27 protein-coding genes are annotated in these 26,124 nt (G+C 67.5%); 10 read left to right on the top strand and 17 right to left on the bottom strand.

From position 1 onward, the window contains the following. Positions 1 to 159: 159 nt before the first annotated feature. The gene (locus QCD75_RS14510; RefSeq protein WP_301229767.1) at positions 160 to 1,026 is read left to right on the top strand and encodes a DUF427 domain-containing protein; all 867 of its coding nucleotides are present in this window, start codon (positions 160 to 162) and stop codon (positions 1,024 to 1,026) included. 97 nt (positions 1,027 to 1,123) lie between these two features. Here the strand turns inward: QCD75_RS14510 and QCD75_RS14505 are convergent, their stop codons facing one another. From QCD75_RS14505 to QCD75_RS14485, 5 genes are read right to left on the bottom strand one after another with little or no spacing between them, the layout of a single operon-like run. Beyond that, positions 1,124 to 1,741, bottom strand: a complete 618-nt coding sequence (locus QCD75_RS14505; protein WP_301229765.1) for a hypothetical protein — start codon at positions 1,739 to 1,741, stop codon at positions 1,124 to 1,126. A gap of 48 nt (positions 1,742 to 1,789) precedes the next feature. Next, entirely contained in the window at positions 1,790 to 2,377 is a 588-nt protein-coding gene (locus QCD75_RS14500) for a DUF6286 domain-containing protein (protein ID WP_301229763.1), read from the bottom strand. After that, positions 2,374 to 2,826 (bottom strand): Asp23/Gls24 family envelope stress response protein, encoded by a 453-nt coding sequence (locus QCD75_RS14495; protein WP_301229761.1) that lies wholly within the window; start codon positions 2,824 to 2,826, stop codon positions 2,374 to 2,376. The genes QCD75_RS14500 and QCD75_RS14495 overlap by 4 nt, the downstream gene beginning before the upstream one ends. After that, positions 2,823 to 3,002, bottom strand: coding sequence for a hypothetical protein (locus tag QCD75_RS14490; protein WP_226758630.1), 180 nt, complete (start codon positions 3,000 to 3,002; stop codon positions 2,823 to 2,825). Before QCD75_RS14490 ends, QCD75_RS14495 begins: the two co-directional genes overlap by 4 nt. Positions 3,003 to 3,060: 58 nt before the next feature. Next, a complete protein-coding gene (locus QCD75_RS14485; protein ID WP_441005493.1) occupies positions 3,061 to 3,522 on the bottom strand; it encodes an Asp23/Gls24 family envelope stress response protein in 462 nt (153 codons plus the stop codon). A gap of 234 nt (positions 3,523 to 3,756) precedes the next feature. Between QCD75_RS14485 and QCD75_RS14480 the strand changes: the two genes are divergently transcribed. The 3 genes from QCD75_RS14480 to QCD75_RS14470 all read left to right on the top strand — a co-directional run bounded on the left by QCD75_RS14480 (position 3,757) and on the right by QCD75_RS14470 (position 5,346). Further along, a complete protein-coding gene (locus QCD75_RS14480; protein ID WP_301229757.1) occupies positions 3,757 to 4,353 on the top strand; it encodes an RNA polymerase sigma factor in 597 nt (198 codons plus the stop codon). Positions 4,354 to 4,568: 215 nt separating this feature from the next. After that, the gene (locus QCD75_RS14475) at positions 4,569 to 4,958 is read left to right on the top strand and encodes an Asp23/Gls24 family envelope stress response protein (RefSeq protein WP_301229755.1); all 390 of its coding nucleotides are present in this window, start codon (positions 4,569 to 4,571) and stop codon (positions 4,956 to 4,958) included. Then, positions 4,951 to 5,346, top strand: coding sequence for an Asp23/Gls24 family envelope stress response protein (locus tag QCD75_RS14470; protein WP_301229753.1), 396 nt, complete (start codon positions 4,951 to 4,953; stop codon positions 5,344 to 5,346). The genes QCD75_RS14475 and QCD75_RS14470 overlap by 8 nt, the downstream gene beginning before the upstream one ends. A 629-nt stretch (positions 5,347 to 5,975) precedes the next feature. Here QCD75_RS14470 and QCD75_RS14465 read toward each other — a convergent pair. Then, on the bottom strand, positions 5,976 to 6,383 hold the full coding sequence (locus QCD75_RS14465) for a VOC family protein (RefSeq protein ID WP_301229751.1): 408 nt from the start codon (positions 6,381 to 6,383) through the stop codon (positions 5,976 to 5,978). 205 nt (positions 6,384 to 6,588) lie between these two features. Further along, complete coding sequence (gene paaZ / locus QCD75_RS14460) at positions 6,589 to 8,700, bottom strand: phenylacetic acid degradation bifunctional protein PaaZ (protein ID WP_301229749.1); 2,112 nt, start codon at positions 8,698 to 8,700, stop codon at positions 6,589 to 6,591. A 162-nt stretch (positions 8,701 to 8,862) separates the two neighbouring features. Here paaZ and QCD75_RS14455 point away from each other — a divergent pair, with 162 nt between their 5' ends. Together QCD75_RS14455 and QCD75_RS14450 are read left to right on the top strand one after the other, a co-directional pair. After that, positions 8,863 to 9,279: a PaaI family thioesterase gene (locus QCD75_RS14455; RefSeq protein ID WP_301229747.1), complete on the top strand. Its 417-nt coding sequence runs from the start codon at positions 8,863 to 8,865 to the stop codon at positions 9,277 to 9,279. Positions 9,280 to 9,649: 370 nt separating this feature from the next. Then, on the top strand, positions 9,650 to 10,870 hold the full coding sequence (locus QCD75_RS14450; RefSeq protein ID WP_301229745.1) for a globin domain-containing protein: 1,221 nt from the start codon (positions 9,650 to 9,652) through the stop codon (positions 10,868 to 10,870). Between the two features lie 133 nt (positions 10,871 to 11,003). Here QCD75_RS14450 and QCD75_RS14445 read toward each other — a convergent pair whose 3' ends face one another. Together QCD75_RS14445 and QCD75_RS14440 are read right to left on the bottom strand one after the other, a co-directional pair. Then, positions 11,004 to 13,703, bottom strand: a complete 2,700-nt coding sequence (locus tag QCD75_RS14445) for a hypothetical protein (protein WP_301229743.1) — start codon at positions 13,701 to 13,703, stop codon at positions 11,004 to 11,006. 10 nt (positions 13,704 to 13,713) lie between these two features. Beyond that, complete coding sequence (locus tag QCD75_RS14440) at positions 13,714 to 14,484, bottom strand: tyrosine-protein phosphatase (protein ID WP_301229741.1); 771 nt, start codon at positions 14,482 to 14,484, stop codon at positions 13,714 to 13,716. A gap of 235 nt (positions 14,485 to 14,719) precedes the next feature. Here QCD75_RS14440 and QCD75_RS14435 point away from each other — a divergent pair, with 235 nt between their 5' ends. Then, positions 14,720 to 15,565, top strand: coding sequence for an SGNH/GDSL hydrolase family protein (locus tag QCD75_RS14435; RefSeq protein ID WP_301229739.1), 846 nt, complete (start codon positions 14,720 to 14,722; stop codon positions 15,563 to 15,565). Between the two features lie 29 nt (positions 15,566 to 15,594). On the opposite strand, the gene QCD75_RS14430 is transcribed toward QCD75_RS14435, so the two are convergent. Then, positions 15,595 to 16,218 carry a GNAT family N-acetyltransferase gene (locus tag QCD75_RS14430; RefSeq protein ID WP_301229737.1) on the bottom strand — a complete coding sequence of 208 codons (624 nt, stop codon included), beginning with the start codon at positions 16,216 to 16,218 and terminating at the stop codon, positions 15,595 to 15,597. A 119-nt stretch (positions 16,219 to 16,337) separates the two neighbouring features. Between QCD75_RS14430 and QCD75_RS14425 the strand changes: the two genes are divergently transcribed. Continuing rightward, complete coding sequence (locus QCD75_RS14425; protein ID WP_301229735.1) at positions 16,338 to 16,778, top strand: SRPBCC family protein; 441 nt, start codon at positions 16,338 to 16,340, stop codon at positions 16,776 to 16,778. A 39-nt stretch (positions 16,779 to 16,817) separates the two neighbouring features. Here QCD75_RS14425 and QCD75_RS14420 read toward each other — a convergent pair whose 3' ends face one another. The 5 genes from QCD75_RS14420 to QCD75_RS14400 form a co-directional block, all read right to left on the bottom strand. Continuing rightward, positions 16,818 to 17,705 carry a 3-hydroxyacyl-CoA dehydrogenase family protein gene (locus QCD75_RS14420; RefSeq protein ID WP_301229733.1) on the bottom strand — a complete coding sequence of 296 codons (888 nt, stop codon included), beginning with the start codon at positions 17,703 to 17,705 and terminating at the stop codon, positions 16,818 to 16,820. A gap of 2 nt (positions 17,706 to 17,707) precedes the next feature. After that, positions 17,708 to 18,538 (bottom strand): enoyl-CoA hydratase/isomerase family protein, encoded by an 831-nt coding sequence (locus QCD75_RS14415; protein ID WP_301229731.1) that lies wholly within the window; start codon positions 18,536 to 18,538, stop codon positions 17,708 to 17,710. After that, positions 18,538 to 19,767: a thiolase family protein gene (locus QCD75_RS14410; RefSeq protein WP_301229729.1), complete on the bottom strand. Its 1,230-nt coding sequence runs from the start codon at positions 19,765 to 19,767 to the stop codon at positions 18,538 to 18,540. The genes QCD75_RS14415 and QCD75_RS14410 overlap by 1 nt, the downstream gene beginning before the upstream one ends. Before the next feature lie 167 nt (positions 19,768 to 19,934). Further along, positions 19,935 to 20,630: a pentapeptide repeat-containing protein gene (locus QCD75_RS14405; protein ID WP_301229727.1), complete on the bottom strand. Its 696-nt coding sequence runs from the start codon at positions 20,628 to 20,630 to the stop codon at positions 19,935 to 19,937. Beyond that, positions 20,630 to 21,088: an SRPBCC family protein gene (locus tag QCD75_RS14400; protein ID WP_301229725.1), complete on the bottom strand. Its 459-nt coding sequence runs from the start codon at positions 21,086 to 21,088 to the stop codon at positions 20,630 to 20,632. The genes QCD75_RS14405 and QCD75_RS14400 overlap by 1 nt, the downstream gene beginning before the upstream one ends. Before the next feature lie 196 nt (positions 21,089 to 21,284). On the opposite strand from QCD75_RS14400, the gene QCD75_RS14395 reads away from it, so the two are divergent. Then, positions 21,285 to 21,461 (top strand): CsbD family protein, encoded by a 177-nt coding sequence (locus QCD75_RS14395; RefSeq protein WP_301229724.1) that lies wholly within the window; start codon positions 21,285 to 21,287, stop codon positions 21,459 to 21,461. A 367-nt stretch (positions 21,462 to 21,828) separates the two neighbouring features. Then, positions 21,829 to 22,581, top strand: coding sequence for a dienelactone hydrolase family protein (locus tag QCD75_RS14390; protein ID WP_301229722.1), 753 nt, complete (start codon positions 21,829 to 21,831; stop codon positions 22,579 to 22,581). Between the two features lie 115 nt (positions 22,582 to 22,696). Here QCD75_RS14390 and QCD75_RS14385 read toward each other — a convergent pair whose 3' ends face one another. Together QCD75_RS14385 and QCD75_RS14380 are read right to left on the bottom strand one after the other, a co-directional pair. Beyond that, positions 22,697 to 24,157, bottom strand: coding sequence for an amino acid permease (locus QCD75_RS14385; protein WP_301229720.1), 1,461 nt, complete (start codon positions 24,155 to 24,157; stop codon positions 22,697 to 22,699). A gap of 272 nt (positions 24,158 to 24,429) precedes the next feature. Next, positions 24,430 to 26,091, bottom strand: coding sequence for an ABC-F family ATP-binding cassette domain-containing protein (locus QCD75_RS14380; protein WP_301229718.1), 1,662 nt, complete (start codon positions 26,089 to 26,091; stop codon positions 24,430 to 24,432). Positions 26,092 to 26,124 lie beyond the last annotated feature (33 nt).

The following is a 26,124-nucleotide window of genomic DNA, read 5'->3' as shown; positions in this document are numbered from 1 at the left end:
CGCGCCCGCGCCGCGCTGTTGAGCTGTTGCGCGCCGGCCCGCACTGTTGCGCGCCGCCCCGCTGCGTTCCCACGGCTCCATGTCCTTCGCCTGGCTTGTGGTCCGGAGCGCCGCCAGAATCCCATTGACCGCGCCGGGCGCCCGGGCCACGCTGGGAGGATGGCCACCAGATTGTCCCAGGCGCTCCTGGGCACCTTCCCCCAGTTGCGGTACGAGCCCACTGCCAAGAGGGTCCGTGCAAGCCTGGGCCGGACCGCCGTCGTCGACACGCTGCAGGCCTGCCTGATTTGGGAACCGCGCCGGATCACCCCGATCTTTGCCGTGCCGGAGCAGGAACTGCTGGCCGAGCTCGCCCCGCCAGCCCTGCCGGCGGCGCCGGTCCGGGAGCACGCCGTCGCCATCCGGCAAGGCGCGGCCCCGACGTCGCTCGACCCCGGAACGGCGTTCGGCAGGCACACCTGCGCCGGCGAGGAGTTCGACGTCGTGACCCCAGCGGCGACGGCCCCCCGGGCTGCGTTCCGGCCCAAGGACCCCGACCTGGCGGGCTATGTGGTGCTGGATTTCGACGCCTTCAACTGGCTCGAGGACGATGAGGAGATCATCGGCCACCCGCGGGATCCGTTCCACCGCGTTGACATCCGCGCGTCGTCCGTGGACGTGGAAGTGGCCCTCGACGGAGTGACGCTGGCCCGCACGAACGGCGCGCAGTTGCTCTACGAGACGCTGCTGCCGGTGCGGTACTATATCCCGCCCGCGGACGTGCGGCTGGACTTGCTGGAGGAGAGCCCCAAGCGGACGGTCTGCCCTTACAAGGGCCGCGCCAGCTACTGGAGCCGCCCGGGTTCCCCGCAGGGCCGGAATGTCGCGTGGAGCTACGACCGTCGGTTCCTCGACGCCGCGCAGATCCACGGCCTCATCAGCTTCTTCAATGAGCGCGTGGACCTGACGGTCGACGGCGCGCTCCAGTCCCGCCCCGTGTCCCCGTGGTCCCGGCCGGACGGCGCCGCTGGTCCCGACGGTCCTTGACGGCCGCGGCGCGGACGTCGCGGGGCCGGCACGCGGCCGGCGGCCCGGTCCCACTACCGAACCGACGGAGAGCTTTGCCGCACGAAAGGCTCGTTGGCTAGTAGACGACAGTGCCGGTGGAATGCACCACGGTTCCGGTGCTTTGGCTTCGTCCGCTGATCTCGATCTGCAGCTGGCTGCGCTGCAGGGGCGCCTCCAGGGCGTAGGAGAGCTCCCGCAGGGTGGATGTTTGGATGCGGTGGATGACGTCCTGGACGTCGGCCCTGTCATTGACCGTCACCCTCAGGCTCAGGTCGGGGGCACTGGCCGTTCCTCGCAGCAGGACCGCGGAACTGACGACACCGGGGAGGGCGTTGATCCGGCTTTCGACGGCGGCGGCGAGGACGGACGGGTCGCAGAGGGTGAATCCCTGGCTGCCGTCGTCATGGAGGCGGTAGGCGCCTGCCGTGTTTTTCCTTGGGATCTGGGCGATGATCCACAACAGCCCGAGCACCGCGAGGATGACGCCGATGAGCAGTAGGAAGGCCGCCACCCACGGCTGCGCAAAGAACGCGTGTAGGTCACCCGTGACGACGGACTCCCAAAAGCGGGCCGTGTTCAAAAGAGCATGCAGTGTCCCGTTGGACTGCAGGAGCAGTGCGGCGCCGGCGGCCACGAAAAGGATGCCGAGAACTGCCAACCAGATCCGGTTCAGGGTTCCTGCGGTCTGTCTCATCGGAAACCATCCTTCAAATAGTCGCGGCGGGCGGGTGCGCGGATGGTCTTAGTCTCTGGACCTGACCGTGGCGGTAACCTGCGGGACCGGGGAGAGCCCGGTTTCTTCCAGACGGGTCTGGACCGCCTCGATGATCCTGGTGCGCAGGTCCCCCGGCTCGTGCAGGGAAGTCTCCACGCTCAGGTGTACGCGCCGGGTGGTGGCTGTCGCTGCGGCCGAGCCGACGCCGTCGATCTGCAGGCACCGGGCTTTCGCCAGGCGGGCGACGGCGCGGCGCGTCATCACAGTTTCCCGCTCCTGCACCGGCGGCGCCTCAGCCTCCTCGACGCTGCGGGAGTCATCGATGGTGAGGGCATTAAACCCCCCGGGAATGATGGCGCACAGCAACAGAACGACACCTGCCACGACGGCGGCTACCCCGATCTGCCGGAGGACGGGGTCGTTCCACGCCAGCGCGGCGAGCCAGTCGCGTGGTCCCTGCAGGAGGGTGGGCCAGGTGCCGTTGACCAGCCGGGTGATGGTCAGCCAGACCAAGCCGACGCCGGCGGCCAGGAGCAGGATTCCGGCGATGATCGACGGGACGGCGCGGCTGGGCCGGTGCCGCAGGCGCGAGGACCGCTGGCCGTGCCGGCTCATAGCAACTTCCTTCGTCCGTTGGTGTCGGTGGTCAGCCACGAGATCCTGATGTCAACCTCCCGGACGTCAACTCCGGTCAGCTCCGTCACCCTGGTCCTGATCCGGCCGCGCAGGGCCTCGGTGGCCTGGCGTAACGGCACCGGGTACAGCATCCCGACCTCAACCCTCAGAGTCGCGATGTTCCCGGCGAGTTCCACGGATGCCTTGGGCCGGGCGGCGAGGTCAGCACGGTTCCCGATGCCCAGAAATCCGCCGGAGGAACCGCCAGCGGAGGACTCGTCGCTGGCGACCTGGGCGGCGATTTTCTCGATCACCCTGGCCGCCAGGACGGTCTGCCCCCGCGTGCCCGTCTCGGCGAAGTCCGGCCCGGCGTCCCGGTCCCCCGGCAAAGGCCCGTCCCCGGCCCCGGCCCCCGGCAAGGGCCAGGCGTGGGCTCCTGGCGGGTTCATCGGCTCGAGGCTCTACCGAACAGGGCCTGCACGTCGAGTTTTCCTTCCGCAACCCGGCCGACCAGGAGTCCGATAAACCCGAGGATCACCGCGGACAGCAACGCCAGCCAGCCGCCGAAGCCGAGAACGATTCCCAGTACTAGTCCTATCGTCACGCACCAACGTGTAGTAGACATAGCCATCCTTTTTCCTCATCGTCCCGTTCCCCTTGGCGGAGGATTCTGTGACGGGTGGTTACTGCAGTTGGGTCTTCTGGACTTGCTGGTCGTCGTGTTCCTCGTCGGGCAGGTGGACATCGGTGACATTGATGTTCACTTCGAGCACTTCCAGCCCGGTGGCGCGCTCAACGGACTGAATGATGTTGCGGCGGATGGCCTGGCTGACCTCCACAACGGAGAACCCGTAGTCGACGACGATGGAGACATCGATGGCTGTCTGGCGTTCGCCCTTTTCCACGCTGACGCCGCCGCTGACATTGGTCTGGGAACCGGGAATGCGTTCGGTCAGTGCGCTGAACGCCCGCCGGCCTGCACTGCCCATGGCATACACGCCGGGAACCTCGCGGGTGGCAATGCCGGCCAGCTTCTGCACTACGGTTTCCTCGATCGTGGTGTCGCCGCGGTCGGTGTGCAGTGCGTCCCTCGCCTTCACTTGTTCCAGCGCGCCGCCGTGCGTCTGCTCCTCAGGTGAGGCCATGACGCCGCTGGCAGCTCCGGGGGTTCTGGGTGTCTCTGTCATGGAAAACATCTCCTCGTGGAGTGGTGAACGTGCTTACACCGATAAAGACGAAACCCGACAGAAATCGTCACGTGACGGCGCAGATTTTTTTCCCTTACTGGGCAACGGAACCTCGGCACGGTTCCCCGCGTTGGCCGGCTGTGGCATATTGGGGCCAGACACCGGTATGCCACCGGACGGGATGGACAGCGCATGGGTGATCATGGCCCCGGCTTCGAACCGGACCCCGACGAAGGGAGCATCGTCGCGCGGGCCCAGGACGGCGACCTGGCAGCATTCGAACACCTGGTCCTCACCTATCAGTACAGACTCTTTCGGTTGGCGTACCGGATGCTCAACGACCACGGCGAAGCCGAAGACATCGTGCAGGAGACCTTGACAACGAGCTGGCGCGGCCTGCCCATGCTCGCTGATGTCGATGCTTTCGGTGGCTGGATCTACCGGCTGGCGACGAACAAATGCCTGGACCTGCTGCGCAGGCGGTCCGCCCATGCCGAGAACTGCATCCGGCCGGAAGATATGGACACCATTGCCCAAGCCGGCGTACTCGCGGTGTCGGCCATTTCGGATCCGGCCCATGAAGCTGAATGGTCCGCCGAACAGGATGGCCTGACCGCTGTCCTGAACACGCTTCCCCCGGCACAGCGGGCCTGCTGGCTGCTGCGGGAAATGCACGGACGCAGTTACGCCGAGATTGGTGTCACACTGAAGATCAGCCCCACGGCGGTACGCGGCACACTCGCCCGGGCACGGCACCAGATAGCAGAAGGGATGAGCCAATGGCGCTAGATGACATCCCCCGGCTCGGCTGCGGCCGTAGCATCGACCGCATCTGGGCCACCACCGACCGGCCGCCCACGGCACACGAAGAACATTGCGAACACTGCCAAACTGCCAGAACCCGGTTGCAGGGACTCCGTGAAGCAACCCGTTTACTGCGCGAAAGCGATCTTCATAATCCCGCGCTGAAACCCCGTCCCGCGATCAAGAACGCCATCATGGGCGTGGCTCGCGCTGAAGTCCGCCGTGGCAGCAAAATCCTCCTGCGCAGCGCGGACAACGGCACCACGGAGATCACTGAACAGGCCCTGCGCTCCCTCATCCGGTTCGCGGCAGCAGCGATCCCGGGCGTCCACTCACGACGCTGCCGCGTCGAAATACGCTCAGCCGCGGCCAGCCCCGCCGGTGAAGACCACGCCTCCGCCACCACCGGTACCGCCACCACTGCCGGTCCTCGCCTCATCGTTAATCTCCGGGTTGCCGCCGCCCCTGGCATCGTCATCCCCCGAACAATGGAGTCGCTGCGGCGCGAGATCAGCAACGCGCTTCCGGCCGGCGTCGGTATCGGCGCCGGAACCGTCAACATCACTGTTGAGGACCTTTACGATGTCTGACCAATCCATCCAAGGCTCCATCATCACCAGCCGGCTCATCGCTTCCATCGCCACGCGCACCGCACTGGAAACACCCGGGGTCCTCAGGCTTGAACCCACGATCCAAGGCTTCCTGGCCCGGCTCGGTCCCGCCGCCCTGCAACACCTCGGCAATCCCGGCAGCCAAGACGGCACCTACCGGCACAACGGCGTCACGGTGACAATCAGCGACGGAACGGCACGCGTCCACCTCGATATCGCCACCGACATCGCCTACACGGCCCTCCACGTCGCCGAAACGGTTCAAGAACGCGTGCGTGAAACCATCAGCCACACCGGCCTCACCCCCGGCACAGTCGACGTCACCATCCGCGCCATAGAGCCCCACCGCGGCGCAACGATGCTCTGACCCGGCTGCGTTCACCGGCTGCGCACGACCGGGTCGCGCAGCATGCGCCCACGCCAGGGGAGACCAACAGCGCCGGGCCGGCCGCCACCTTGGATACAAAGCCAGCAGGGCGGCAGGGGGCCGCTGGCAAGGATTACAAAGGGAAGAGGCACCACAATGGAACCGGTTCAGCTCATCCTGATCATCGCGGGAATCGTCGTCGTCCTGGCGGTCCTGTCCGCGCTGATGTCTTTTGGCCGGCGCCGAGGTGATAAACGCGTACGAGACGAAAGGCAGTCCGCGGACGGGGCCCAGGACCCCAATGAAGACCGCCGGGAACCATAACCTTGCCTTCCTCACGCACGCCCCCCGCGTCTATGCCGCGGCACAGTTCCCGCCCGAGCGGTCCGGGGGCACTTTGGCGGCCGCAGCCCCCCTGCCGCCGACGAATACCGGCGTTTCCGCGCCAATGTGCCCCCGCCCGGCCGACGACGGCGGCCGGCGCAGGGCCGGGGGTCCTGTGCGCTGCCCAGGCCGACGGCGGCGGCCGACGGCGGTTGCGGCAGCGGCGGCTTTCCCGGACAAAAGAACAGCGCCCCGGCAGGCCGGGACGCTGTTCCCCTCGGGTGTATTGGGTGAAATGCTGTTGGTCAGAGTTGGTAATCGGCCGCCGTGGTGACGTTCTCGTGGACGCAGAGGATGTTGTGCTCGGTGTCCATGAACCAGGCGCACTTTTCCGAATCCGTTGTACATATGTGGTTCTCGGTCTTGAGATCCGGCAGGTCGTAGTCCTGGAACTGGATGCCCTTGGACTCCATCTCCTGGACGGTCCGCTCGATCTCGGAGACTTCAAAACTCAGGGCCGTGTGCTCGGAATGCTTTCCGTCCCTGACAGGCATCAACTGCAGCATGGGGCCGCCTTCGCTGCCGAATAGGTCGCTTCCGTCGTCTGCCACTCCACGGTGCGGGAGACCCAGAGCCTCTGCATAGAAGCGGTGGGCACGCTCCACATCATCTACTGGCAGGACCGTTGTGGCTTTGTTTAGAACTAGGGTCATTTCGCCACCTCCTACGAGAAGAATTTTACGCCGGTGCGGGGCGGAAAGAGCAGGAGAATATACGCGCCGAGGTGAGATTTCGCGCCCATGTCCGCGGGGACAATGGGCGCGAAATCTCACCTCGGCGGTTGGGTGCGCCGCCGCCCGGAGACGACGCGGCGGTGGCTCGGCGGCGGTGGCTCGGCGTCGGTGGCGCCGGGCCCGGCTATTTCTCCACGAGGGTGAGGACGTCGTAAGTGGCTACGATTTCGTCGTTCTGGTTGGTCAGGACGGCGTCCCAGGCCACCTCGCCGTACTCGTCGGTCTCGCGCGGGGTGATCTTCTTGGCGGTGAGGGTGACACGGATGGAGTCGCCCGCGGCCACCGGAGTGATGAAGCGCAGGCTTTCCAGGCCGTAGTTGGCCAGCACGGGGCCCGGCGCGGGCTCCACGAACAGCCCGGCGCCCCAGGCCAGCAGCAGGTAGCCGTGTGCCACGATGCCCGGGAAGAACGGGTTGGCCGCGGCGGCCTCCGCGTTGGTGTGGGCGTAGAAGGTGTCGCCCGTGGAGTTGGCGAACTTCGTGATCTCGTCCAGGGTGACTTCGCGCAGCCCGGAGCGGATCGCGTCACCGATGTGCAGGGTGCTCAGGTGCTTCCGGAACGGGTGCTGGCCTTCGGTCTCGAGCGTGAAGTTGCGGTCGGCGCCGGTGTGCCAGACGCCCGTGACGGCGGTCAGCATGTTCGGTGAGCCCTGGATGGCGGTGCGCTGCATGTGGTGCAGGACGGAGCGGATGCCGCCGAGTTCCTCGCCGCCGCCGGCGCGGCCCGGGCCGCCGTGGACCAGGTGCGGAACCGGTGAACCGTGGCCGGTGGAGCTGCGCGCGTCCTCGCGGTTGAGCATGTGCACCCGGCCGTGGTGGGCAGCGATGCCGGTGACGAGTTCGCGCGCGACGTCGGGGTCGTTGGTGCAGACTGAGGCGACGAGCGAGCCGCCGCCGCGGGCGGCGAGGCGGACGGCGTCGGCCAGGTCCGTGTAGCCGATCACCGAGGAGACCGGCCCGAAGGCTTCCAGCGAGTGGACCTCTTCGGCTTCCGGATCCGCCCAGCTCAGCAGCACGGGCGACATGAACGCGCCGTCCGCGACGACGCCGACCGTGCCGTCCGCGCTGGTGACCCTCGGCGAATCGAGCGTGCCGTAGGCGAGTTCGCCGCCGGCGTCGAGCATGGACTGGACGGCGGCACGCACGTCGGCGAGCTGCTCGAGGGAAGCCAGCGCGCCCATGTTGACGCCTTCGGCGCGCGGGTCACCGAGGACGATGCGTTCCTGGATCCGCTCCCCGACGGCGGCGATGACGTCCTGCACCAGCTCCTGCGGCACGATGGCCCGGCGGATCGAGGTGCACTTCTGGCCGGCCTTGGCGGTCATCTCGGTGACGAGGGACTTGATGAAGGCGTCGAATTCCGGGGTGCCCTTGACGGCGTCCGGGCCCAGGATCGAGGCGTTCAGGGAGTCGGTTTCGGAGGTGAAGCGGACCCCGCCCTTGACCACGTTGACGTGGGACTTGAGTGTGTTGGCGGTGGAGGCGGAGCCTGTGAACGCCACGATGTCGCGGTAGTCGAGGTGGTCCAGGATGGTGCGGACCGAGCCGGAAATCAGCTGCAGCGAACCCTTGGGCAGGATGCCGGATTCGATGATCGCCTTGACCACGGCGGCGGTGACGTAGCCGGTGGGGGTGGCGGGCTTGACGATTGTGGGGACTCCGGCGATGAACGCGGGGGCCAGCTTCTCGAGCATGCCCCACACCGGGAAGTTGAACGCATTGATCTGCACGGCGACGCCCGGGATGCGGGTGTAGATGTGCTCGCCGGCGAAGGAACCGTCCTTGGACAGCACCTCCATCGGGCCGTCCACGATCACCTGGGCATTGGGGAGTTCGCGCCGGCCTTTGGAGCCGAAGGTGAAGAGCACGCCGATGCCGCCGTCGATGTCGACCATCGAGTCGATCTTGGTGGCGCCGGTCTGGGCGGAGAGCGCGTAGAACTCGTCGCGGCGGCCGTTCAGGTACTGCGCGAGCTCCTTGAGCTTGAGTGCGCGCTGGTGGAAGGTCAGTTTCCCGAGTTCCGCCTGGCCGGTGGTGCGTCCGTAATCCACGACGGCGGCGAGGTCCAGTCCCTCGGTGCTCACCTTGGCGAGGAGTTCACCGGTGCTGGCGTCTAGGACGGAAGCCGCGCCGGCTGCGGAGCCGGCGTCGGGAGTCCACCAGGAATCCCGGATGAAGCTGGGAACAATCTCGACAGTGTCTACTGTGGGTTCCGGAGCAGTTGCAGTGGTGGTCATCGTTGACGGGTCCTTCCAACAGGGGCAAGATCAACACGGCCAGCATTACTGACCGTCCGTTCGGTAATATGTCTACAGTACATGAATGAGGCCTGCCGCACACTAGCTGCGGGGGCACTGATCGGCCTGAGCCCTTGGCTTTCCGGCCAAAGAGGAGACGTTATGACGCCCGAGCCCCGGAATGCCGAGCTGTGGAAGATCACCCTCGGCGAACTCGACGAAAAAATGGGCGTCAAGATCATCGAGGAATCCGTGGAACGCGTGGTGGCGACCATGCCGGTGGAGGGCAACCGGCAGTCGTTCGGGCTGCTGCACGGCGGCGCCTCGCTGGCGGTCGGGGAGGCTGTGGGCTCCTGGGCAGCGGTCATCCACGCCAGCACCCTGGGCAAGACCGCGGTCGGCGTGGATGTCTCCGCCACCCACCACAAGTCCGCTCGCGAGGGCCTGATCACGATCACGGCGACGCCCATCCATCTCGGCGGCACCGTCACCACCCACGAGGTGCTGATCAACAATGCGGCCGGCGAGCGGCTCTGCACCCTGCGGATCACCAACCTTCTGCTGGACCGCAAGGCCTGAGCTGCACCGGGGGCCGGCCCGGGCCGGGCGAGGGCCGGGTTCGCCCACCGGCCCGGGCCGGGCGAAACCACCGGGTGGGCCCAAGAGCTTCGGGGAGGCTGTAACCATACGGCGGCGGCGCAGGCCTCCGGCGAACTCGGGTTTTCCGGTGATCCCGCGCGTTCCGGCGACCCCGGGTTTTCTGCCCCGGGTTTTCCGCCCGGGCTTTTCCGCCCCGCGCGGCAAACTTGAGCGGCGCGCCCTACACCGATGCACCCGGTTGGTGTAGGGCCGATGGACCCGGAAGGCCCCGTGCCCGGACTGTTAGCTTGGAAGTGCTGATTCGCCCGACATCACTGGGTATGACCGGTCACACCGGAAGGGATCCACCATGCTCTCAGACACCTCACTCCCCGTCATCAAGGCAACGCTGCCCGTCGTCGGCGAGAACATCGAGGAGATCGCCAAGCGCTTCTACAAACACATGTTCGAGGCGCGGCCGGACCTGCTGGATGGCCTCTTCAACCGGGGGAATCAGGCGGACGGGCGCCAGCAGCAAGCCCTCGCCGGTTCCATTGCGGCGTTCGCCGGGCTGCTCGTGGACAACGTGGACCAGGTGCCGGACCACCTCCTGTCGCGGGTTGCGCACAAGCACGTCTCGCTTGGGTTGAGCCCGGAGCAGTACCAGGTGGTCCATGACCACCTGATGTGGGCCATCGTGGATGTGCTCGGCGATGCCGTCACGCCCGTCGTCGCCGCGGCCTGGGACGAGGTCTACTGGCTGATGGCAAACATGCTCATCAACAAGGAACGTGGGCTCTACAACGCCGTGCACCTCACCCCGGAAACGATCTGGCGGACCTGGCGGGTGGCCGAGAAGGTCCAGGAGACGGACGACGTCGTCAGGTTCGTGGTCGAGCGGATGGACGACCGCGAGGTCAAGCCGTCCCTGCCCGGGCAGTACGTCACCATCAAGATGCCCATGCACGACGGCGTCCACCAGCCCAGGCAATACAGCCTCACAAAGGCCGACGACGGGCAGCACCGGCAGTTCGCGGTCAAGCGCGTCCACGGCCTCGAGACTCCCGACGGCGAGATGTCCAATCTGCTGCACAACGAGATCCAGGTGGGCGATGAGGTGGTGCTCTCGGCGCCCTTCGGCGATGTGGTGCTGGAGTACACGGACCGGCCCCTGGTGCTGGCAAGCGCGGGGATCGGGATCACCCCGATGGCCGGCATGCTCTCGCACCTCGTCAAGTCCGGCTCCCAGCGCCAGGTGATACTGCTGCATGCCGATGACAGCGAGGCATCGTTCCCGCTCCGGGGGCAGGTCCGGGAGGATCTGGCCGCGTTGACGGACGGGTCGCTGAAGGCCTGGTTCCTCAATCCTTCCTCGGAACCCGCCGCTGGCGCGGCTGCGGTGGGATCCGAGTTCTCCGGCTTTATGGACGTCGGGGCCGTGGAGCTTCCCGACGACGCCGAGTACTACCTCTGCGGTCCGCTGCCGTTCCTGAAGTCCGTCCGGAGCGCGCTGGTGGCCAGCGGCGTGCCGGCCAAAGACATCCAGTACGAAGTCTTCGGCCCGGACCTCTGGCTGGCTGACTTCCAGTAGCGGCTCAGGCGGCGGACGTTAGCGGCGGAAGGTAGCCGTTGGCGGCATTAGTCGATGCGGACATCGGCAGCCGTCGACGACGGCGTTAGCCGTTGGCGGCGATCGTCGTCGACGGCGGCGGCGGCGGCGGTACCTAACGGGCCGCGCGGCGCCGTGCCCCGGCCAGGTGAACACCGGCCAGCAGGAGACCGCCCAGCAGGATCGCGCCACCGGCGAGACCCGCCGTCGGCAGAAGGAACCCGGCGCCGGTGTCGGCCAACTCGCCAGCGCCAGTGTCCGGCAGCTGGCCGGAGCCGGCCGGAAGCACTGACGGCTGGGCGGAGCCGGCCGGAAGCACTGGCGGCTGGGTGGCCGGGGTGTCGGGCCCTGCCGGCACCACCGTGGGCGCTGCGGCCGGCGCGTCAACGCTGAAGGTCACCAGAAGCGGGTCCGAGGCAACGCCGTCGACCGCCTGGGTGGCGAAGAGAGTGTGCTCCCCCGGGGCGAGAACGGCAGGGAACGGCATGCTCCAGACCCCGCGGGCACCGGCCTTCGTTGTGCCGACGGGCTGTCCGTCGATCAGCACGGCAACGTCGGCGCCGTCGATGCCGGTTCCGGAGATTGTCCCGGGTAGCGCGTCCTGGCTGAGGGCGCTGCCGTCCCCGACGGCGTTGACGGCCGGTGCCGCGGGGGCGAGGGTGAAGTTCCGGGTAACGGCGGGGCTGTCCACCTCGCCGGGGGATGTCTGGACGGCGTGGATGGCGGTCCGGCCGGGTGCGGGTCCGTCGACGGGGATGGTCCAATGGCCGTCCGGTGCGACGGCTGCGGAGCCGCTGATGTCGCCAGTGAGTTTCACCGTCAGCCCGGGGGTTCCGGTGCCGTCGATGCGGGTGACGGACTTCAGTGCCGCCCCCTCGGCCGGGGCGGTGATCACCGGTGCGTCCAGGTCTGTCACGCTGACGGTCAGGGTGGCTGCGCCCGAGCGGCTGAATCCGTTCACCGTCTCGGCGGTGAGGGTCAGTTTTCCGGTGGTTTCGGGTGCCGGGAAGTCCCAGTTGCCGGCCGGGTCGACCGGGACTTCTGTTGTCTTCTTATCGACGGTGATGCGCACTTTCGAGTTGGCGGCAACGGCCGACGCCGGGGCCGCCGGGACCCGGCCCGTGATGGCTTGCCCTGCCATGACGGTCGGCGCTTCCGGCGCGGCGAGCTCGGGCTTGTTCAGGAACAGCTGGAGCTGCACGGCGTCCGGGATCTTGGTGAGGGCGTCCTCGAGGGTCGTGGCGATGGCGAAGTTCTCGCCGGACGTCTCGCCGGCGGAGTGGGTGCCGACGGCGAAGTTGCCGCTGATCCAGGGACCACCGGAGTCCCCGCCGCTGGACTGGACGTTCCTGGAGAGGAATCCGCGGAAGGCACGGACGTCCTCCGGGGCTGTGCTTCTGCCGCCCACCACGTAAATGCCGGTTTCCTCCACCTGCCCGCAGGACCAGCCCGCGGTCCGGCCCGAACGGCACACGTCCTGGCCCTGGAACGGGGCGACCGTGCCAATGATCTTCACGGAGGCGGTGGCGGGGTTCGCGGCGTCGGCCCAGGTGGTGGCTGCTGCCTGGAGGTTGACTCCGCCGTTGAGTCCCTCGATGACGGCGATGTCCGTGCCCACGTTGCCGGGGTCTCCCGGATCACCTTTTTCCCATAGTGGGTCCAGGACCGGCGAGTTATTGAGTCCCCCGAACTGGCTGAATCCGAACTTGCCAAGTGGCAGGAGGCTGGCGGGCAGCGGCATCAACGAATGGCCTGCTGTGGAGGAGGCCGGGGGCTCAAGACCGAAGACCGTGGCTGTGCCGTCTTCGGCGCAGTGCCCGGCCGTCAGCGCGACCGGCAGTCCGGCCGCGCTGTACGCGCCGAAGCCGGTGGAGCATATAGTCCGCCAGTAACCTGCATCGATGACGTAACCCTCTCCGCCGTAGACATCCTGTTCGGTTTTGACCGGGGACCCCTGCTCCAGCTGCACGTTGGCATAGCGGGCCACGAAGTCGGCCGGGGAGATCTTCCCGGGAACCGCAGCGGGTGTGGCGGGCGTCGGGGCGGTGGTCGTCGCGGGGACCGGGGCGGGTAGCTGGCCCGGGGCCTGAGCAGGACCGGTTTCAGCCGCATTCGTCCCGCCGGTGCGGACAATGAAGCGGCCGCCGGAGTAGGCCACGGCCTGCAGCCCGGCTGGCCCGACCTCGCGGACATAGGCGTCAAACAGCTGATCCGTGTTCGAGGCCACCAGCTCCCCAGCGGACGGTGCTTTCGAGGGGACAGCGGAGGCTTCAAGAGTCGACGGGACACCGGAGGCTTCAGCAGACGTCGGGGCTGCGGAGGGAGCAGCAGCAGACGACGCAGCAACGGACGCTTGGACTGCCGGCGCGACGAGGTCGAACACGGCCGCGGTTCCGGGCCCGTTCAGTTCATTGACCCGGGCCTGCAGCTCGGCGCCGCTGCCTTCGACGACAATCCTGCCGCCCTTCAGGCGGGTCCCCACATAGCCGGGGAGTTCGCGCAGGGAAGGAACGGCGTCGGCGGCGGTCCTGGCGTGCTGGCCTGCGGCGTTGAACTCCTCGATTGTCATGCCCAAATCGCGCCGGACGGCCTGCGCGAGTCCGGCGTCGCTGATTCCCTGCGTTGCCGGGCCGGGGGCTGCCGGGCTGGTCGCCACGGCCGGAGTCTGGCCAGCGGCCGCCGACGGCGAGGCTGAAGGTGCGGGTTGGGTTGCACCGGTATCTGCGAGCGCAGGAACGGCGTGGAACGATCCCGCGAGCGCGATGGCGGCAGCCGCCACCGCCCGCACTGTCAGCTGATACCTAGGAGTCTTCACCCGGGTTACTCTAGCGCCCCAATTTGGCCAGAATGGCAGTCAGCTCCCGGTCCGTTATCCCATTGTGGCGTAAGAAATCCGGTGTCCTCACGCTTCGCACAAACCGCAGCAGGCTTTGGAGCCGCGCTGCGAGCAGCGGAGCGAGGACTTCCTCGGGCAGAAACCGCTCGTGCGGATGCGGGATCCCCGATGCCCGGTGGTGCTCGTTGATGCCCCGCATGGCGCGCTCGTAGCCCCGGGAGATGGCATCCTCGCCGGCCCCGGCGAGGTCCTGGAGCATCGCCGCAATCATCCCGCTGCGGTCCCGGCCGGCCGAACAGTGGATCACGACGCCGCCCCGCGCCGCCGCGACGGCGCTGAACACCCGGGCCAGGTTCCCGGGGAAGATCCGGGCATTGTCCGCATATGACGCCGGATTGTTCAGGTAGGGGACACAAAGCTCGCGGAATTCGCTGTTGCCGGGGTCCTCGGTGGGGGCGTGCACGACGTCGAACGCCGCCAGAATCCCGGGGCTCACCTGCGGATCAGTGTCGCGGCGGTGGATCTCGTCCGGGTTGCGGAGGTCAATCACGGTCCGGATGCCGCCGTCGTACGCCTGCTGCCACCCGGCGTCGGTGAGCCATTCCCGGCGTCCCATCCGGAACACGCTGCCGGCGATGTGCCAGGCGTTGACCGCCCCGTCCCAGTCCGCCGCCCCGTCCCAGTCCGCCGCTCCGGGCTCGGCCGTCCCAGGCTCGGCCGTCGCCTTCGCTTGGCCGCGGGGCGTGGCAGGAATCGTCATCCTGAAAGCTAAGCACACGCGCCGGCGCCGATCCACGGCCGGATGCAGGAAAGTTCTCCACAACGGGACCATAAGCATGGTGCGGGGTGCAGGCGTCCACGTAAGGTGACGGTGAGCCCGGTAGCCGCCGGGCTCTTTTCAGCTCGCGTGCCGGGTTTCAGCCCGCGTGCCGGGACTGACGACGCCAACTCGTGGCGCGGCGGGCTGGACCTACGTGCGACTGAGGGGAAACACCATGGGAATCTTGAATCTTCGACGCCGGCGAACGGCCGTGGCTGCCGGTCTCGCCACCCTGGCACTGGCGGCCTGTGCAGCGGCGGTCCCGGCGCAGGCCGCGGATAAGACCAAGTACATCGCGCTGGGCGACTCCTACGCCGCCGGGCAGGGCGCAGGTGAGTACAAGAACGATACTTGTTACCGCAGCGAGAACAGCTATGCCGAGCTCGCGGCTCACGCCAAAGCCATCAAGCTGGTCACCAATGCTGCCTGCAGCGGCAAGACCACCCAGGACGTCGTGAATACACAGCTGCGCCAGCTGAATAAGACCACGGAGCTCGTGACCATCACTGCCGGCGGCAACAACCTCGGGTTTGGGGACATCGTCACCAACTGCGGCTCTGCCGTTCCCGCCCTTGCTGCGGCGTGCGCCAAAGCCAGCGCCACCGCGACGGACCTGCTCGTCAGCAGACGGCTGGCCGGTGATGTGGCGGCGATGATCCGGAGCGTGCAGACGGCCGCGCCGAACGCCAAGATTGTGGTGACCGGCTACCCCTACCTCTTCGACCCGTTCAACCTCGATCCGGCCGATTCGATGACCCCGTTCATCTACCAGGCCACGTTCCTGGCTGACCAACTGAACGCGAACATCCTCCAAGCCGCCGGGGAGACCAACACCAAGGACCACCGGGTGCAGTACGTCGACGTCCGGACCGCGTTCGCCGGCCACGGCATCAACTCGGCAACGAACGACCCGTGGATTAACGGCGCCACCGGTAATGCCGATAGCTTCCACCCGAACGCTGCGGGCTACAAGGCGTACTTCACAGCGCTGAAGGACGCCAAGGTGTATTCGGCTCGCTAGTGTGGCCTAGCGCCGCGGCTCAGCGCGGCTCAGCGCGGCTTGGCCAGCCTGTACTCCAGGGCATTCCGGACCATCGGCCACTCGTGTTCCAGGATGGAAAACACCACGGTGTCCCGCAGCGAGCCGTCAGCGCTGCGGGTGTGGCTGCGGAGGACGCCGTCCTGTTTGGCGCCCAGCCGCGCGATCGCCTCGCGGGACTGGTGGTTGAGCCAGTGCGTCCGGAACTCGACGGCGGGGCAGCCCAGCGTCTCGAAGGCGTGGCGCAGCAGCAGCAACTTGGAGTCCGGATTGCTGCCGCTGCCGTGTGCGGACGCCGAGTTCCAGGTGGAGCCGATCTCCACCCGGGGCGTGGCGGCGTCGATGTTCATGAAGGTGGTCATGCCGATCACCCGGCCCGGTCCGCCGGTGGCGGGATCAATCAGCCGCGTGGTGAAAGGCAGCATCGAGCCGCTCTCCTGCAGGGCCAGGCGCCGTTCGATCTCGGCAGCCATCTGCTCCGGGGCGGGCACACTGGTGTACCAGAGGTGCCAGAGTTCGCCGTCCCGGACCGCCTCGACGAGACCGTCGTGGTGGTCCGGGCTCAGCGGCTCAAGGACGACGTACTTGCCGGTCAGGGTGATGGGGGCGATCGCGGGAAGCTCCGGGGAAGTCACCGCACCATCCTAGGGGCATGGCCGGCGGCGGGCGGCTGCGCGGTATCCCCGGCCCCTGCGCGGTATGCCAGGAACCCGCTCCGGTATGCCATGGCGGACCTGCTGGTTAGGCTGGGTCCATGATCACAGTTACCGGCACCGTCCACTCCGCCCTCGAACCTGCCAGGGCCTTCGACTACCTGTCGGCGTTCGAGCACACCCCGGAATGGGACCCCGGGACCCCGGTGGTGAACAAGCTCTCCGAGGGACCGGTCGCCGTCGGGCACCGTTACCACGCCGAGGCCGAGTTCCGGGGCAAGCGCCAGGCGCTGACCTACGAGGTGATTGAACTGAAGGCAAACCGGATCACGCTGCGCGGCGAGAACAAATCGGTCATCTCCGTGGACACCATCGACGTCTCGCCGGCAGGGACGGGCTCCGAGGTGAAGTACACGGCAGAGTTCCAGCTCAAGGGATGGCTCAAGATCGCAGAACCGTTTGTCCGGCCGGCGTTCCGCTCCCTCGCGGGCCCTGCCATGGACGGCATCAAGAAGACTCTCGACTCCCTGGCAGCGTCCTGACAACACACGCTTGAGCGTTCCCCCTCCGGCCGCCGGCGGCTAGTCTGTCCAGTCGAAGAAGCCCCTGCCGGACTTGCGCCCGAGTTCGCCGCGGGCCACCTTGTCGCGCAGGATCTGCGGCGGTGCGAAGCGCTCACCCAGCGTGGATTCAAGGTATTCGGCGATGCCGAGGCGCACGTCCAGCCCCACGATGTCCGTGGTCCGCAAGGGTCCGGTGGGGTGCTTGTAGCCGAGGACCATGGCGTTGTCGATGTCCTCGGCGGACGCCACGCCCTCTTCCACCATGCGCATCGCTTCGAGGGCAATCGCGACGCCCAGGCGTGAGGAGGCAAAGCCGGGGGCGTCGTTGACGACGACGGCGGTCTTGCCCAGCGCGTCGACCCAGTTGCGGGCGGCCTGGGCGAGCTGCTCGGAGGTGTGCTCGCCGAGGACGACCTCGATCAGGGTGGAGGCCGGCACCGGGTTGAAGAAGTGCAGGCCCAGGAAGTTCTGCGGGCGCGCCAGCTCGCGGGCCAGCGCGTTGACCGAGATGGACGAGGTGTTGGAGGCGAGGTACGCGCCGTCGTCGAGGCGTTCCTCGATGCCGCGCAGCGAGGCGACCTTCAGGTCCCAGTCCTCGGGGACGGCCTCGATGACCAGCTGGCGGTCCTTGAAGTCGTCATAGTCGACCGTGACCGAGAGCCGGGAGACCATCTCGTCCAGGTTGCCGTCCGTGGCGCCGCGCTCGATGCTCTTGGCCGCTGCGGACTCCACCCGTTCGCGGGCAGCCTCGGCCGACTCCTCGTCGCGCTCGACGACGAGGACGTTGGCGCCGTTGATCAGGAAGGCGTGCGCGATGCCGCCACCCATCCGGCCGCCGCCGAGGACTCCGACGAAGTCGGGGAGGCCAGTCGCGGGCAGGTGCGCGGGGAGTACGGAGTTGCTCATCTTCAGTTCTTCTTCCGGTCTGGATCCTGCTCGGACTTCTTGGCTGGCGCCGTGGCTGACTTCTTGGCTGACTTCTTGTCGAGGAAAGCCTGCATGCGGTCGAATTTGGCCTGGGATTCAAAAAGGATTCCCTGCGCCAGCTGGTCGATCAGCGGGTGGGCCTCGGCGGGGGCGTGGAACACCGATTTGGTGATCCGGACCGCGAGCGGATCCTGCCCGGCGATCCGGTCAGCCAGGGCGTGGGCCGCCGCCATCAGTTCGGGGGCCTCGTGGATCTCGGTGATGAGGTTGACGGCGAGGGCCCGATCGGCGCGCAGCACGGCGCCGGCCAGCAGGATTTCCTTGGCCACCGGCTCCCCCACGAGTTCCTTCAGCCGCCAGCTCGCACCGGCGGCGGCGAGGATGCCCAGTCCCGTTTCCGGGTTGCCGATGCGCACCGAGGGTGTGCCGATCCGGAAGTCCGCGGCGTAGGCGAGCTCGGCGCCGCCGCCCAGGCAGAAGCCGTCCAGGGCCGCGATGACAGGCATCGGCAGCTTGGCGATCCGCACAAAGATGGTGGAGTTGATCCCCTGCAGGGCGTCGTCGCGGCGGCGTTCGCGCAGCTGCCCGATGTCCGCGCCGGAGGCGAAGACGCCCTCCGTGCCGGCGATGATCAGCACCTTCGGGGTCTGCTCCAGCGCGGCGCAGACGGCGTGCAGCTCGTCGACCATCTGCTGGTCGATCGCGTTGCGGACCTCGGGCCGGTTCAGGAGCACCACCAGCCGGTCCTCGCGCTCCTCGATCAGCAGGGTGCTGAAATTCTGCGGGTCCAGACCCGTGGCGGCGGCCGCCATTAGACGCGCTCCAGCAGCATCGCGGTGCCCTGGCCCACGCCGATGCACATGGTGGCGAGGCCGATCCGGGCGTCCTCGCGCTCCATCCGGCCCAGCAGGGTGATCGCGAGCCGTGAGCCCGACGAGCCCAGCGGGTGCCCCAGGGAGATCGCGCCGCCGTCGCGGTTCACGATCTCGGGGTCCAGGCCGAGCCGGCGCATGGTGGCCAGCGACTGGGTGGCGAAGGCTTCGTTGAGTTCGACGGCGCCGAGGTCGCCGACGCTGAGGCCGGTCCGGGCGAGCACCTTCCGGGTCGCCGGGACGGGGCCGATGCCCATGATTTCGGGTTCGCAGCCGGCGGAGGCGCCGTCGATGATCCGGGCACGCGCGGTGAGGCCGAGCCGTTCGATGGCGGCCTCGGACGCGACGATGATGGCGGAGGCGCCGTCGTTGAGGGTGGAGGAGTTGCCGGCCGTGACCACCGAGCCGCCGGCGACGACGGGCCGCAGGGCCGCGAGGACGTCCATGGTGGTGCCGGCGCGGGGGCCCTCGTCGGTGTCGACGACGGTTTCGCCTTTGCGGGTCTTGACCGTGACCGGGACGATCTCGTCGGCGAAGCGGCCGGCGGCGATGGCCGCGAGGGAGCGTTCATGGGAGCGGACGGCGAAGGCGTCGGCGTCCTCGCGGGTGATCCCGTCCACGCGGGCGACTTCCTCGGCCGTTTCCGGCATGGAGTAGGTCATCTTCCCGCCGCGGGAGAGCTCACCCTTCTGGAAGAGCGGGTTCGCGAAGCGCCAGCCGATGGAGGTGTCGAAGATCTGCCCCGGCTTGGCGAAGGCGGTCGTCGGCTTCTCCTGGACCCAGGGGGCGCGGCTCATGGATTCCACGCCGCCGGCAATCACGATGTCCGCGGCGCCGGACTTGATCATGTGGCTGGCCATGATGATGGCGCTCAGGCCGGACGCGCAGAGGCGGTTCACGGTAATGCCCGGGATGTGCAGCGGCAGGCCGGCCAGGATGGTGGCCATCCGGGCGACGTTGCGGTTTTCCTCGCCGGCGCCGTTGGCGTTGCCCAGGATGACCTCGTCGATGCTGTCGGGGTCCAGCCCGGCACGGGCCACAGCCTCGCGGACCACCAGTGCGGCCAGGTCATCGGGGCGGACCGCGGAGAGTGCCCCGCCGTAGCGGCCCACCGGGGTGCGGGCGCCGCCTACGAGAAATGCCTGTGGTCCTGCTGCTGCTGATGCCATGGGTACACCCTTCACGCGATAAACGTCTCTGTCATCGAATCTGTCACCGAAAGAACTCTCACCGCCGGCGGCGTCTGCGTTCGACCCGCTGGCGCGCCAATTTACTGACCGTTCGTTCTATAAAGATTACACGGCGGGGCAAGGGGGTCAACCAAGTCTCTGCCGGGTTACGCGACGACGACGCCGAGGTGGCTTGCCATCAGCGGGGCCAGCAGCCCGAGCTGGTAGTCGTCGATGACGAGGCCGGCGAGGCTTTCCAGTCCGCTGATGGCGCGGAAGTCGGTGCCGCGGATGTCAAAGTCCTTGAACCGGGCTCCGGCGACGTCAAGGGTGCCGATGGTGCAGTTCTTCAGCGCCACCCGGGTGGCCGCGCAGGACCCCAGATCCAGCTCGTTGATGATGCAGTCGCTGATCTGCACGTCCGTGAGCTTGGAGCCGCGCAGGTTCACGTAGTCGAGCTTGCCGCCGTCGATCCGCACCGACTGCCAGCCGCTTTCGTAGAGTTCCGCGGAACCCCAGCGGGGGTTGCCGATCTCGACGTCGCGCAGGGTGCTGCGGGGCGCCGTGAACACGGGCGCGTACACCTCCGCCAGGATGCAGTCCCGGAAGGAGGCGCCGCGCAGCTGGGTCTCGTTGAAGGACACGCCCTGGAATTCGCATTCGGCGAAGTCGGTGCCGCCCAGTTCGAGCCCGTCGGCTGATGCCCTGCTGTACCGGACGCCGTCGTACCGCTCCCCGGACTGGAAATCCGGGGACGGGTCGTCCGTGAGCTCCGCCAGCCGGACGGGGGTGAGCCGCGGCGGGGCGACCTTGGGTGCTGTCCGCGTTTTGGGCGTGTTGGCTGCCCCGGCGCCCTGCGCCATCAGAGCGACTCGGCTTTGGCCGCGATTTCAGCTAGGTCCTTAGCGAGGGCCTTGCGGGTAATGAGCATGCCCAGTTTTCCGAAGAGCGCCAGCGCCAGCTTGCTCATCCGGGTGGGGTTGACCATTTCGGCGCCGAAGGTCAGCGTGAGGTCCGTGCCGCCGTCGCGGTCGGCCAGCGTGAAGCGGGTGGTGTAGTCGGCGCTGCCCTGGCGTGCCTTCACCGTGGTGCTCCGCGGCGGGTCGGCCTGGGCCACCCACATTTCCACGGTTTCCGACCGCCCCATCATTTTGCGGGTTTCCTTCCAGCGCGTGCCCTCGCCGTACGGGCCCTCGCTCAGCATCTGGATCGAATCGACGCCGGACAAAGTGGCGGCTGACCCGGGAATGTCGGAGACGACCGCCCACACCTTGTCCGCCGGGGCATTGACGTGCTGGGTCAGGCTGGTTGTGTGGTCCATGGGATCGAGCCTAGCCCGGCTTCGCCGCGGATTTCACCCCTCCGGCGCCGGAATCCCAGTTGATTCCCACCTGGTTCCGACTCGCTTCCCACCGGATTCCGACCTGAACAGGAATCCCTCTTGATTTAGTAAGCATGCTTTGTGTTATTGTGGACGGACGTTGAATTTCAACCGGAAACGAAAGGTGGTTCACACCATGGGTATCGGAGACAAGATTCAGAACGAAGCGGAGCACCTGGGCGGCAAGGCCAAAGAAGCCACCGGCAACGCGACGAACAATGACCAGCTGCGCGCCGAGGGCCAGAAGGACCAGGTCGTAGCCGACGCAAAGAAGGTCGGCGAAAACGTCAAGGACACCTTCAAAAAGGATTAGTCCTTTACGGATGACGGCGGCGTCGGACCTTCCTTTGGGGGATGTCCGACGCCGCTTTTTTGTGCCGAATTGATGGCATCGGGGCACACCTGTTTGTAGGCGCCCGGGAGCGTCCATTTGCCACAAATGGCTGCTAAACCGGCCCGAATAGCGGCCATCCTCGTTCAATGGATGCGAGGTTAGGCGCCACCGCGGCGCCGGAGCGCCGGAGCGCCCCCGGAGGGAAGCCCGTCTCCGGCGGCCAGTCCAGCGGCGTCCAATGCGCCCAATGCACCGCTGCCGTGAACCTTGCGGCGGGCCGCCCTTGGTGGCCCCGCGTTTGTGAGATTCTCGGGGCAACAGCATCCGCCGACGGAAGGCACGCACCATGACCATGATCGACCTCAGCGCGACCGGCAGTGCGGCTGGAAACGGACCGGGAACCGCCCCCGGATCCCCGAACCTGCGCGGCTACCTCGCGGAGCCGGAAGGAACGGGCCCGTTTCCCGCCGTCCTGATGATCCATGAGGCGTTCGGCCTCAACGACGTCTCGCGGCGCCAGGCGGACCGGTTGGCAGCGGCCGGGTATCTGACGCTGGCGGTGGACCTGTTCAGCGACGGCGGAACGCGCCGCTGCCTGGTTTCCACCATGCGCTCGCTCGCGTCCGGCACCGGCAAGGCCTTCACCGACCTGGCTGTCGCAAGGGAGTGGCTGGAGCAGTCGGGGCGCACCACCGGCAAGATCGGCGTCATTGGCTTTTGCATGGGCGGGGGCTTCGCCCTGCTTGTCGCCAGGGACGGCTTCGATGCAGCAGCTGTGAACTACGGCAGGCTGCCCAAGAACCCGGAGGAAGCCCTGCGGGGAGCATGTCCCGTGGTGGGCAACTTCGGCAAGGCGGACCGCACCCTGCCCGGGGCCGCGGCGAAACTCGCAGCCACCCTGGACACCCTGGGCATCGAGAACGACATCAAGGAGTTCGTTGGCGCCGGCCACGGCTTCATGAACGACTCCGAGGTGGGCCCGCGTCCACTCCGGCCGCTCTTCCGCGTCATGGGCATCAGGCCGGACCCGGATGCGGCGGCGGAGGCCTGGCAGCGGATCGAGGACCACTTCGCCGCGCACCTCATGCCGGGCCTGTAGCTCACGGGCAGACAAAAGGGGAGCGCCTCGGCGCTCCCCTTTTGTCTTGACGTCGCGTTTGTCTTGACGTCGCGACGCCGGTGACCGTCGCCGTCGTCGTACTTCAGTGAACGCGCTAGTTGAAGAGTGCGTTCGTCGGTTCGTTGTTCTTGACCTTCTGCCAGCCAAGCCACAGCAGGAGCGCGAAGAACGGGATGGTCGCCAGGGTCCAGAGGCCAAGCTGGAACACTTCGCCGGTCTTGCTGGTCATGGTGTCGAAGCCGATCAGCACCGTGATGACGAGCAGGGAAATCAGGCCGGCCCAGCTGGTCCAGACGCCGCCCGGCGCGGGCAGCGAGGAGACCTTGCCCTTGGTCTTGCGCAGCGCGATCTGGCTGGCGAAAATGGCGCCCCAGGTGAAGATCACGCCGATCGATGCGGAGTTCAGCGCGAGGTCGAAGGCGTGCGAGCCGCCGAGCCAGATGTTGAGCAGGATGCCGACGAGGTAGACGGCGCCGATGGCCAGGATGGCGGCGTACGGCACGTGGGTCTTGGACATCTTGGTCAGCCAGTGGGGGGCATGTCCATTGTTGGCCATGGTGCGGAAAACCCGGCCGATCGAGTACAGGCCCGAGTTGCAGGAGGACAGTGCGGCGGTGATAACGATCATGTTCATGACATCGCCCATCCAGCCGAGGCCCATCTGCCCGAACACGGTGACGAACGGCGAGGTGCCGGCCACGTACTGGTCGGAGGGAAGCAGCATGGCCAGGAGGGTGACGGACCCGACGTAGAAGACCACGATGCGGAAGACGACGGCGCGGATGGCTTTGGGAACTTCCTTGGCCGGATCCTGCATTTCACCGGCGGTGATACCGACGAGCTCGATGCCGTTGTAGGCAAAGATCACGGCGTTCAGGACCAGGATCATGACCAGCCCGCCCTTGGGGAACATTCCGCCGTCGGCTGCGAAGAGGTTGCTGACCGAGGCGTGGCCGGAGCCCACCTGGGCGTTGGTGACCACCATGAAGGTGCCCACGGCCAGGAAGATCAGGATGGCGCCGACCTTGAGGACGGAGGCCCAGAACTCGAATTCGCCGAACGCCTTGACGCTCAGGAGGTTGACGCCCACCAGCAGCAGCAGCGCCGCGATGGCCGAGAGTTCCACCGGCACGTTGGGGAAGAAGAACTGGAAGTACAGGCCGATCGCGATGAGCTCGGCGATGCCGGTCATGGCCCAGTTGATGAAGTACATCCAGCCGGACAGGTACGCGCCCTTTTTGCCGAACATTTCGCCGGCGTAGCTGACGAAGGAGCCCGACGTCTGGCGGTACATGATGAGCTCGCCCAGGGCGCGCATCAGCAGGTAGGCGATGACGCCGGCCAGAGCGTAGGAGAAGATCAGCGCGGGACCCGTGGAGGCCAGCCGCCCGCCGGCACCCATGAACAGGCCGACGCCGATGGCGCCGCCCATTGCGATCATGGTGACCTGGCGACCGCTCAGGGACTTCTGGTAGCCCTCGGCGCTGAGAGTTGAGTCGACGACGGCGGGTGGCGCCGTCGGGCTCTTAAGTTCTGTGGGGGTGTTTGATGGCACAGCTGTTTCCTTGTAGGTCGAGGTATGGCCGGGAAGGCGCCGTGGATCCAAGTACACAAAATTCGGGCTTGGACCACTTGCAGGGACCAAGACATGTACCGAACCTCACAAGCGTCGAAGTTCGCGCGGCTCATCCATCGTACTAGCATTCAGGGCCCGGACGTGACGGGGGCAACATCAGCGGAGTATTTTCACTAATTACCGGCGCCCTTTAGGCCGCATTGTCGAATAATGTTCGAATTTGGCCCGTTTAATACCGGCGGGTCCGTCAGTTATGCCAGGGCGCCGTCGCGCATCCCGTACCTGAGCCAGTTCCCGGCCGCATCGCCGGCCCCTGCGCCGTGGCCGGTGCTCTTGTCACGGGCGCAGTTGCTGAACCACTCCCCCAACGCGCGGTCGTGGCTGACCATCACCAGTGTCCCGGCAAAGTCCGAGAGGGCCGCTTCGAGCTGTTCCACCAGCACGGGCGCCAGGTGGTTGGTGGGCTCATCGACGAGCATCGTCCCGAACCCGCCCAGGAGGAGCCGGGCCAGTGCCAGCCGGCGCTGTTGACCTGCGGACAGGCTGCCCACGGGGACGTGGAATTCGCTGGTCCGGAACAGCCCGAGCCGCAGCAGTGCCTCGGCGTGCTCATCGATGTTGCCGCCCAGGCCCGCGGCGAATGCGGGCAGGAGACGCAGCCCCGGGCGCTGCGGGAGCTCGAGCTCCTGCTGCAGGTACCCGATCCGGCCGTGCCGCACCACGCTGCCCCGGGCCGGTTCCAGCGTGCCCGCGAGGACGGCGAGCAGCGTGGACTTGCCTGCCCCGTTGGGACCGGTGATGAGGATCTTCTGGCCCGCCTCCACCCGGAAGTCCGTTGGTTCCAGTCGGCCCGGCACGCTCACTCCCCGCGCCTCAAGGGCGGGGCCCGCTGCAACGTCCGCCCGCAGATCCGTGGCCAGCTTCAGGGGCACCGGCGGACGGTCGATGGGGCTTTCCTCCAGCCTGCGGAGGCGCTCCTGGGCGTTGCGGACCTTGCTGGTGGCCGCTTTCTGCCACGTGCCGGCTTTGAAGTCGAACCCCATCTTGTCGTTGTCGCGCTGGCGGGCGTAGCCCATCTTCCCCGCGACGGTGTCCGCCTGGAGCCGTTCGGCCGCCATCGCATCCAGCCACCCGTGGTACTGCTGCGCCCAGCGCTCGCGTTCGGCCGCTTTCTCCCGCAGGTAGCCTTCATAGCCGTTGCCGTAGCGGTTGACCGTGAGGCGTTCGGCATCCACCTCAATCACGGTTGAGGCCACTTTGCGCAGCAGGACGCGGTCGTGGGAAACCACCACCACGGTTCCGCGGTGCGCGGCCAGCCGTGCCTCCAGCCAGGCCGTGCCGCTGGCGTCCAGGTGGTTGGTGGGTTCGTCCAGGAGGAGGATGTCCGCGGGATCGGCCAGCACGCATGCCAGTGCGACGCGTTCCTGCTCCCCGCCGGAGAGCGAGCCCAGGGTCCGCATCCGGTCCAGACCGCCCAGGCCAAGCCGGTCCAGCGCCGCCTCCACCCGGGATTCCGCGGCGTAGCCTTCCCTGAGCTGGTACTGAGTCTGCAGGTTCCCGTAGCGCTCCAGTTCGTCGGCCTCCGCACCGGCCAGCCCGTCTTCCAGGCGGTCCATCTCGGCCTCCATGGCGCGAAGCGATTCGAGCGCGGCGTCGATCGCATTGCTCACGGTGAACGCAGCCGGCAGGCCAAGGGTCTGGGCAAGATAGCCGACGCGGCCCTGGCTGATGGCGGCGCCCTCGTCAGGGGCCTCCAGCCCGGCCAGGATCCGGAGCAGGGTGGACTTTCCCGCGCCGTTTTCGCCGACGATCGCCACGTGTTCGCCGGCTGTGATGGCAATTTCGACGCCGGCAAACAGTTGGCGGTCCCCGTAACCATGGGATACGCCCGAAAGGCGGAGATGTTCGCTCAAGGAGTCCTCGCAAGTAGGTGCCAGCCGGCCCGG

Origin of the sequence: Arthrobacter sp. PsM3 (assembly GCF_030433895.1) — a bacterium.
Lineage (GTDB): Bacteria > Actinomycetota > Actinomycetes > Actinomycetales > Micrococcaceae > Arthrobacter.
This window is presented reverse-complemented; position numbering and strand designations above follow the sequence as displayed.